Genomic DNA, 8,033 nt, shown 5'->3' with positions numbered 1-8,033 from the left:
GTGCACGCGCCGCGCGAGATCGGTGTAGCCGTCGGTGCCGATGTGCTCCAGCACCGCCCAGGCGCCGGCCAGCGGCGCCGCCGAACGGGTGCCCTGGAGCGTGGGGTTGACCACCGGATAGCCGGGCCACCCGGCCTGCGCGAACCAGCCGTGGCGCCGGAGCTCCGCGTCGCGGAACAGCAGTACCGAGGCCCCCTTGGGCGTGTACCCGTACTTGTGCAGGTCCGCCGAGACCGAGGTGACGCCGGGCACCGACAGGTCGAACGCGGGGATGTCCGGGGCGTCCGGGGCGAGCCGGAGGTGGCCGAGGTACCAGCCGCCGATGCAGGCGTCGACGTGGCAGAGCACCCCGCGCGCCGCGGCCGCGGCGGCGACGCCGGCGACCGGGTCGATCACCCCGTGCGGGTAGGACGGGGCGGAGACGACCACCAGGGCGGTGCGATCGGTGATCGCCGCGGCCATGTCCCCGGCGCGGACCTCGAAGGTCAGCGGGTCGACCGGGACCTCCACCACGCGCAGCCCGAAGAGGTGCGCGGCCTTGTGGAAGGCGGCGTGGGCGGTGGCCGGCAGCACCAGCTCGGCGCCCTCCCGCAGCCCCCGGGTCCGGCGGGCGTGCTCCCGCGCCGTCAGCACGGCGAGCATGCAGCTCTCGGTTCCCCCGCTGGTGAACACGCCGGCGGTGCCCCCGTCACCGCCGAGCAGCCGGGCGGCCCGCCCGACCACCTCGTTCTCCAGGGTGACGACGCTGGGGAAGACGGTCATGTCCAGGCCGTTGACGCCGGCCACCCGGGCCTGGGCGGCCGCGGCCAGTGCCTCCGGCCCGTCCAGTCCGGAGTCGTAGACGTAGGCCATGGTGCGTCCGCCGCGGACCGGGAGATCGGCGGTGCGCAGGGCGTCGAGGCGGGCGAGGATGCCGGCCGGGGTGCGGGCCGAGATGCGGGCGGGCTGATCTGACACTGACATGGGCGAAACGTAGAACACGCGGTCCCCGGCGGGCCAGCCCCCGGAGGGCCCCGCCGCGCCCCGCCACCGTGGACGAGGAGCGGCGGGCGCCGCGTCAGGCCGGGTTGTCGGCCCAGGCCGGGTCGTCGTCCTCGAGGAAGCCGCCCGACTGGTGCTCCCACAGTTTGGCGTAGACGCCACCGGTGGCGAGCAGTTCGTGGTGGGCGCCCTGCTCGATGATCCGTCCGCGGTCGAGGACCACCAGGCGGTCCATGCCGGCGACGGTGCTGAGGCGGTGGGCCACCACCAGGGCGGTCCGGCCCTCCATGAGCCGCCAGAGCGCCTCCTGGATGAGGATCTCGCTCTCCGAGTCGAGGGCGCTGGTGGCCTCGTCGAGCAGCAGGACCGGTGCGTCGCGCAGGATGGCCCGCGCGAGGGCCACCCGCTGCCGCTGCCCTCCGGAGAGTTTGACGCCCCGTTCGCCGACCATGGTCTCGAAGCCGTCGGGCAGCGCGTCGGCGAACTCGGTGACGTGCGCGGCCTCCGCCGCGCGGCGGATCTCGGCGTCGGTGGCCCCTGGCCTGGCGAAGGCGATGTTCTCCTTCAGGGTGCGGTGGAACATCGCCGGCTCTTGAGGGACGTAGGCGATCATGCTGCGCAGATCGGCCTGGCGGAGCCTGCTGATGTCCTGACCGCCGATCAGGATGCGGCCGCCGTCGATGTCCGTCATGCGCAGCAGCAGCCGGGTCAGGGTGGTCTTGCCGCCGCCGGAGCGGCCGACCAGACCGATCTTGGCCCCGCCCGGCACCGCCAGTTCCAGGTCCTCGAAGAGCGGCTTGCCGCCTCCGTGGGAGAAGGTCACCCGTTCGAAGCGGACGTCGGCCCCGTCGGCCCGCAGCGGCTCGGGCTCCGGGGGGTCGAGGACGGTCGGCGGCTCCAGCAGCAGCTCGGTGAACTGGGCGGCCTCCGTCATCGAGCTCTCCAGACGGCGGTAGATCTGGTTGAACTCGAACATGATCCGGGTCGCGTTGGTGTAGTAGGTGAAGGCGACGACGACCGCCTCCACGCTGTGCGTGCCGCCGCCGAGCGACACGGCGAGCAGCAGCCCGAGCAGGTTGGTGGCGACGGACATGGGCGCGATCAGCGTGTCGATGCGCAGGTTCCCGAAGTCCCAGGACCGCAGGGTGAGGCGGCGCGACTCGGCGACGCGCGAGCGGTGTTCGGCGGCCTCGCGCCGCTCGGCGGCGAACGCGCGGACGGTCTCCATGTTCATCAGGCTGTCGGCCACGTGCCCGGAGACCCGGGCGATGGCCTCCTCGCGCCGTGCGACGAGCTTCTGCCGCCGCCGGATGAGCGGCACCACGCAGACGGCCGTCACCGCGAGCATGGTGAGCAGGCCGACGACGAGCAGCGGGTCGTAGTTCCACAGGACCACGGAGCCGAAGGCGAGCGGCACGAAGCTGCCCATGATGTTGAAGGTGAGGGTGTCGGCGAACTCCTCGAAGCGGGTGGCGAAGCTGAGGACCCGCTTGGTGAGCGATCCGGCGAAGTTGTCGTGGAAGAACGCCGAGTCCTTGGCGTAGAGCTCGTCCATGCCGACGACGTAGAGGTGCTCGATGCCGTAGGCGTCGAGGCGGTTGAGGCAGTGCAGGCCGACGCGCCACAGGGCTTCGGCGAACAGCAGCACGCCGGCGAAGCCGAGGACGTAGGGGAGCGCGGACTCGAACGCTCCCTCGCCGCCGGGGTTCTCGTCACCGGCGACGTGGCCGATCAGCTTGGCGACGATCAGGGGGGCGACGTAGTAGAGGCCGATGTTGCCCAGTGCCGGCAGCAGCAGGGCGGGCACGGTGAAGCGTCGGAGCCGGGCCAGTTCCCGGCCGTAGTGGCGGAGTGCGAGGAGTACGGGTCCCTTGCGCGGACCCTCGCGTTTCTCAGGCGATTCCATGTGTGTGCGCCTAGGGGTCGTGGTGCGCCCGGGCACGGACATTTGGGGTGAACCCGGGAGGGGAAGTCTTGCGTGGCGCGGTTCGCCCCGTCCAAGCGTTTTTTTCGGCCGCCGTCGGAGGCGGAGCGGTGGCGCGGACACGGGTGGCGCGTGGCGGCCGGGTGGCGCGTGGCGGCCGGGAGGGCGGACCGAACCGGCAGCAGAAGTCCCCCGTACGGCGGACCGGGTGGACCCGCGTGCGTATCCGCGGGCGCCGAGGATACCCGGCGTTCATGGCGAAAATGCATCTTCCAGGTAGCGGCGACCACGGCGACGGCGACGCCGACCGCGGTGGGCGGCCCGTCGGTCCGCCCGGGTCCCCCGGGCACCGGCACGGCGACGAGGACACCGGCGCGCAGGCGTTCGGTCCCTCCCCCTCGGTGGAGCGCAACGCCCCGGACAGTCCGACCGACCTCCCCAAGCCCCGCTGGGGCAAGGTCTTCAAGGGTGCCCTCAAGGAGTTCAAGGACGACGAACTCACCGACCGCGCGGCGGCGCTGACCTACTACGCGGTGCTCTCGCTCTTCCCCGCGCTGCTGGTACTGGTCTCCCTGCTGGGCATCATGGGACAGGACGCCACCGACCGCGTGATGGACAACATCACCAAGCTGGCCCCGGGGCCCGCCCGGGACATCATCACCCGGGCCGTGGAGCAGTTGCAGGGCGGCGCCGGGATCGGCTCGATCATGGCGGTCGTCGGTCTGGTGCTGGCGATCTGGTCGGCGTCCGGATATGTCGCGGGCTTCATCCGCACGGCCAACGCCGTGTACGACATCCCCGAGGGACGGCCGGTGTGGAAGGTCCTGCCGGTGCGGGTCGGCATCACCGTGGTGCTGATGGTGATGACGGCGGCGAGCGCGGTCATCGTGGTCTTCACCGGCGGCCTGGCACGCGAGGTCGGCACCACCCTCGGCATCGGCGACACGGCCCTGACCGTGTGGTCGATCGCGAAGTGGCCGGTGCTGGTCGTCCTGGTCACCCTGATGATCGCGATCCTCTACTGGGCGGCGCCGAACGCGAAGGTCAAGGGGTTCCGGTGGATCACCCCGGGCAGTTTCCTGGCCCTGTTCCTCTGGATGGTCGCCTCGGTCGGTTTCGCCTTCTACGTGGCGAACTTCGGCTCGTACAACAAGACCTACGGGACGATGGCCGGTGTGGTGATCTTCCTGATCTGGCTCTGGATCACCAATCTCGCCATCCTGCTGGGCCTGGAGTTCGACGCGGAGACGGTCCGCCAGCGCGCCATCGCCGGCGGCCACCCGCCGGAGGAGGAGCCGTACACCCAGCCCCGCGACACCGCCGCGTGGGACGAGGAGGACCGACGGCGCATGGAGGACGGCGGGTACACGGGGTGACGCCCGGGCACGGCCGGTGACCCCTCGCACCGGAATGCCGAAGTCCGGTTTGTTCTGCCCACCACGGAAACCCGAGGAGACGGAGAAAGCGCGCACAGACCTTCGAGGAGGAGTGACGACATGACGACGGCCAAGGACATCATGCACCCCGGCGCCCAGTGGATCCCCGCCGGCGAGACGCTGGACCGGGCGGCCCAGTTGATGCGGGAGCTCGACGTCGGGGCGCTGCCGGTCGCCGGTGAGGACGAGCGGATGCAGGGCATCATCACCGACCGCGACATCGTGGTGAAGTGCGTGGCCTCGGGCCACGACCCGTCCAAGGTCACCTGCGCCGACCTCACCGAGGGCACGCCGCGCTGGGTGGACGCCTCCGCGGACGTCGACGAGGTGCTCCAGGAGATGCGGGAGCACCAGATCAAGCGGCTTCCGGTGATCGAGAACAAGCGGCTGATCGGCATGATCAGCGAGGCGGACCTGGCGCACCACCTGACGGACGACAAGCTCGCCGACTTCGTGGAGAGCGTCTACTCGCGCTCCTGACGACGCCGGACGGCACGATGCCCGCCCCCTCCCGGCCGGAGGGAGCGGGCATCGCCGTCGCAGGGACCCGTCGGTGGTGTCCGCCGTCCGGGTCGCCGGGCCGGCCGGGTCAGCCGAGTCCGAGGACCGCCATGGTGTGGTCGGCCATCCGGCTCTCCCCGAGGGCGTTGGGGTGGACGGGCACGATGCTGTTGCCGCCCAGGACCGGCTCGATCCACCGGGTCCCGGCGGCCTTGCAGGCGTCGTGCCCCTCGGAGACCTGCGAGAAGTCGACGTAGACGGCGCCGGACTCGCGGGCGGCGCGGGCGAGGGTGTCGTTGAGGTGGCTCTGGAGGCCGCGCAGGTAGGGGATGTCGCCGCGGGCGATGGGAAGCTTGGAGAAGCAGGTGGAGTCGAAGGTGGCCGGGGTGATCCAGGGGTAGCCGAGGACGGCGATCCGCGCGTCGGGCGCCTTCGCCCGGACGGCGGCGAGCGCGCTTTTGAGCGCCGGGTAGGTGCTGTCGTCGATCGCGTCGGTGAACCGGCTGCCGTTCACGGTCTCGCAGGGGTTGCCGTATCCCCCGGTGACCAGACCCGCGGAGCCGCAGGCGAGGAGCGCGCCGATGAAGGTGCTGTTGTCGTTGCCGCCGATGGTCAGCGTGATCAGGTCGGTGTCGGCGGTCACCGCGTTCACCTGCGGCGGGACCAGCGGGTACTGGGCCTGGGTGAAGTGCTTGGTCTGGGCGGCGCCGCAGGTGACGTCGGTGAGGTCGGCGCCGGTGCGGCCGGCGATCACCTTCGGGTAGTTGACCTTGGAGCGCAGACAGAGCGGGCTGCTGAAGTCGGTGGGCGAGACCCCGGAGCCCGCGCTGTAGCTGTCGCCGAGGGCGACGTAGCGCAGCGGTTCGGCGGCCTGGGCGGGCTGGACGGCGAGGCCGAGGGCGACGGCGCTCACCGCGAGGGCGGCGGCGAGGGTTCTGCGCAGGCGGCGGGCGGGGTGCGGCATCGGGTCCTCCTGGTGGGCGGCACGCCGGGGCGTGCCGGGGCGCGTGACGGCGGTGGGGTGGGGCGAACCGGCTTCGTGAGACGCCGGTTACTCGCTCGTAATGTCGGGCCATGACAGGGACTTGTCAACAATCTGGACGTGTCTCGTCGTGCCAGAAACGACGCCGGGCTCCTTCCCGGGGGCCGTCGGCGCCGCCGGGAAGGGGCCCGGACGCGGTGCGGAATAGCCCGCCGTCACGCGCGGTTCAGGCAGGCGAGAGGAGATCGACGTGAACACGACCAGGTCGTACCACGACTACGGGACGCCGGCCGAGCGCTGGGAGCGGGCGCAGAAGCACTTCGGCCGCAAGAACTACGCGGACGCGGCGCGGGTGCTCAGCACGCTGGTTGAGGAGGTGCCGGAGCAGAGCGGTCCGCGGCTGCTGCTCGCGCGTGCCTACTACCACTCGGCGCAGCTGGGGCGGGCCGAGGCGCAGTGCCGTCTGCTGGTGGAGCGCGACCCGGTGGAGCAGTACGCCCGGCTGCTGCTCGGGCGCACGCTGGAGCGGCAGGGCCGCCACGAGGAGGCGCGGCCGCACCTCCGGCTGGCCGCGGCGATGGCGGGCGACTTCGAGGAACTGTGAGTGCGTGAGGACCCGCGGGTGAGGGCCTGCGCGTGAGGACCTGTGAGTCGCGCAGGACGGGCGGGGCCGTCCCGGGTGTCCGGGGCGGCCCCGCTCAGCCCCGGTATGCCTCGAGGAACCGGAGCCACACCTCGCTGATCGTCGGATAGGCGGGGACGGCGTGCCAGAGCCGGGCGACCGGGACCTGGGCCACCACCGCGACGGTCGCGGAGTGCAGGAGTTCACCGACCCCGGGGCCGACGAAGGTGACCCCGCGGAGGATCTCCTTGTCCAGGTCGACGACCATCCGCGCCCGTCCCCGGTAGCCGTCGGCGTAGAGTCCCGCTCCGGCGACGGTGGCGAGGTCGACGTCGACCGCGCGGACCCGGTGCCCGGCGCGTTCCGCCTCGGCGAGGGTGACTCCGACCGAGGCCGCCTCGGGGTCGGTGAAGACCACCTGGGGCACGGCGCCGTCGTCGGCGGTGGCCGCGGCCGGCGGGGCCTCTCCTCGGGCCCGGGCGCCGATCGCGTCCCCGGCGATCCGCGCCTGGTACTTCCCCTGATGGGTCAGGAGCGCCCGGTGGTTGGCGTCGCCGGCCGCGTAGAGCCAGTCGCTGCCGACGACCCGCAGCGTGTCGTCCACCCTCAGCCAGGAACCGGGCTCCAGACCGACGGTCTCCAGACCCAGGTCGTCGGTGCGCGGGGCCCGCCCCGTCGCGAAGAGGATCTCGTCCGCCTCCACCCGGTCGCCCGCGTCGGTGGTGGCGACCACCGTGCCGTTCTCCCTGCGCACGTCGGTGACCGAGACCCCGGTCCGCACCTCCGCCCCCGCCTCGCCGGACGGCCGGAGCCCGCCCTCACCCCGAGCCCCGCCGCACCCCTTGTTCCCTCCGCGGTCGCGCCGTGCGCACCGGGCTCGCGCGACCTCCGCACGCCTCCCGCCACGGGCCGAGGACCCCCGCGCATGCCCGCACCTGGGCGCGAACACCGGACACCTGCCCCCGACTAGGTAGACTGACCTACCTAATCAAGTGGGAGAGAGGGGATCTTGGTGAGCGACCCGGTGAGCGGTAGGGAGTCGGGTGCCGCGCGTCCTGGCAGGCGGCGGGGGGCCGCCCGGGAGCGGCTGCTCGCGGCCGCGGCGCGCCGCTTCTACGCGGACGGCGTGGCGGCGACGGGCATCGACACGATCACCGCCGAGGCGGGCGTGGCGAAGATGAGCCTGTACAACAACTTCGCCTCCAAGGCCGAGTTGGTGACGGCCTACCTCCACGCACGGCACGAGGAGTGGCTGGGCCTCTACCAACAGCGCCTCCAGGAGGCGCGGGACGGCCGCGACCGCGTGCTGGCCGTCTTCGACGCGTACGCCGATCACGCCGCCTTCGCCTACGACCGCGGTTTCCGGGGCTGCGGCCTGCTGAACGCCGCCGCCGAGCTGCCGGCCGGGGACCGCGGCCGGGACGTGGTGCGCCGCCACAAGGAGGAGGTCGAGGACCTGCTCGCCGGGCATGTGGAGGAGTTGCTGCCCGGCCGCCCGGAGGAGGCGCGTGCGGTGGCCGAGCACCTGTCCTTCCTGCTGGAGGGCTCGATGGCCCGGGCCGGCCTGGAGGGCGGGGGGACGCGTCT

7 protein-coding genes and 1 pseudogene are annotated in these 8,033 nt (G+C 72.5%); 4 read left to right on the top strand and 4 right to left on the bottom strand.

Annotated elements, in window-relative coordinates:
- A partial coding sequence (locus HW445_RS12005) for an aminotransferase class V-fold PLP-dependent enzyme (protein WP_180221008.1) occupies positions 1–963 on the bottom strand: 963 nt, incomplete at its 3' end.
- A gap of 94 nt (positions 964–1,057) precedes the next feature.
- On the bottom strand, positions 1,058–2,887 hold the full coding sequence (locus HW445_RS12000; protein ID WP_180221007.1) for an ABC transporter ATP-binding protein: 1,830 nt from the start codon (positions 2,885–2,887) through the stop codon (positions 1,058–1,060).
- 272 nt (positions 2,888–3,159) lie between these two features.
- On the opposite strand from HW445_RS12000, the gene HW445_RS11995 reads away from it, so the two are divergent.
- Together HW445_RS11995 and HW445_RS11990 are read left to right on the top strand one after the other, a co-directional pair.
- Entirely contained in the window at positions 3,160–4,281 is a 1,122-nt protein-coding gene (locus HW445_RS11995) for a YihY/virulence factor BrkB family protein (protein WP_257231016.1), read from the top strand.
- Positions 4,282–4,401: 120 nt separating this feature from the next.
- Positions 4,402–4,821: a CBS domain-containing protein gene (locus HW445_RS11990; RefSeq protein WP_180221006.1), complete on the top strand. Its 420-nt coding sequence runs from the start codon at positions 4,402–4,404 to the stop codon at positions 4,819–4,821.
- Positions 4,822–4,930: 109 nt separating this feature from the next.
- Here HW445_RS11990 and HW445_RS11985 read toward each other — a convergent pair whose 3' ends face one another.
- Complete coding sequence (locus HW445_RS11985; RefSeq protein ID WP_180221005.1) at positions 4,931–5,806, bottom strand: SGNH/GDSL hydrolase family protein; 876 nt, start codon at positions 5,804–5,806, stop codon at positions 4,931–4,933.
- 268 nt (positions 5,807–6,074) lie between these two features.
- Here HW445_RS11985 and HW445_RS11980 point away from each other — a divergent pair, with 268 nt between their 5' ends.
- A complete protein-coding gene (locus HW445_RS11980) occupies positions 6,075–6,428 on the top strand; it encodes a tetratricopeptide repeat protein (RefSeq protein WP_180221004.1) in 354 nt (117 codons plus the stop codon).
- A 94-nt stretch (positions 6,429–6,522) separates the two neighbouring features.
- Here the strand turns inward: HW445_RS11980 and HW445_RS11975 are convergent.
- A pseudogene (locus tag HW445_RS11975) lies at positions 6,523–7,242 on the bottom strand (FAD-dependent oxidoreductase); the annotation flags it as partial.
- Between the two features lie 216 nt (positions 7,243–7,458).
- Between HW445_RS11975 and HW445_RS11970 the strand changes: the two are divergent.
- Positions 7,459–8,033, top strand: a 575-nt coding sequence (locus tag HW445_RS11970) for a TetR/AcrR family transcriptional regulator (RefSeq protein ID WP_374939633.1), incomplete at its 3' end; no start/stop codon positions are given.

The sequence above is a fragment of the Streptomyces sp. UH6 genome (genome assembly GCF_013421635.1).
In the GTDB taxonomy this organism is placed as follows: Bacteria; Actinomycetota; Actinomycetes; order Streptomycetales; family Streptomycetaceae; genus Streptomyces; species Streptomyces abyssomicinicus.
The sequence above is the reverse complement of the archived record's forward strand: the minus strand, read 5'-3'. Positions and strand labels throughout refer to the sequence as shown.

What these genes read in the sequence shown, in the direction of transcription:
- HW445_RS12000 (WP_180221007.1), bottom strand. Translation starts at nt 2,887, where the DNA reads ATGGAATCGCCTGAGAAACGCGAGGGTCCGCGCAAGGGACCCGTACTC.
- HW445_RS11995 (WP_257231016.1), top strand. Translation starts at nt 3,160, where the DNA reads ATGGCGAAAATGCATCTTCCAGGTAGCGGCGACCACGGCGACGGCGAC.
- HW445_RS11990 (WP_180221006.1), top strand. Translation starts at nt 4,402, where the DNA reads ATGACGACGGCCAAGGACATCATGCACCCCGGCGCCCAGTGGATCCCC.
- HW445_RS11985 (WP_180221005.1), bottom strand. Translation starts at nt 5,806, where the DNA reads ATGCCGCACCCCGCCCGCCGCCTGCGCAGAACCCTCGCCGCCGCCCTC.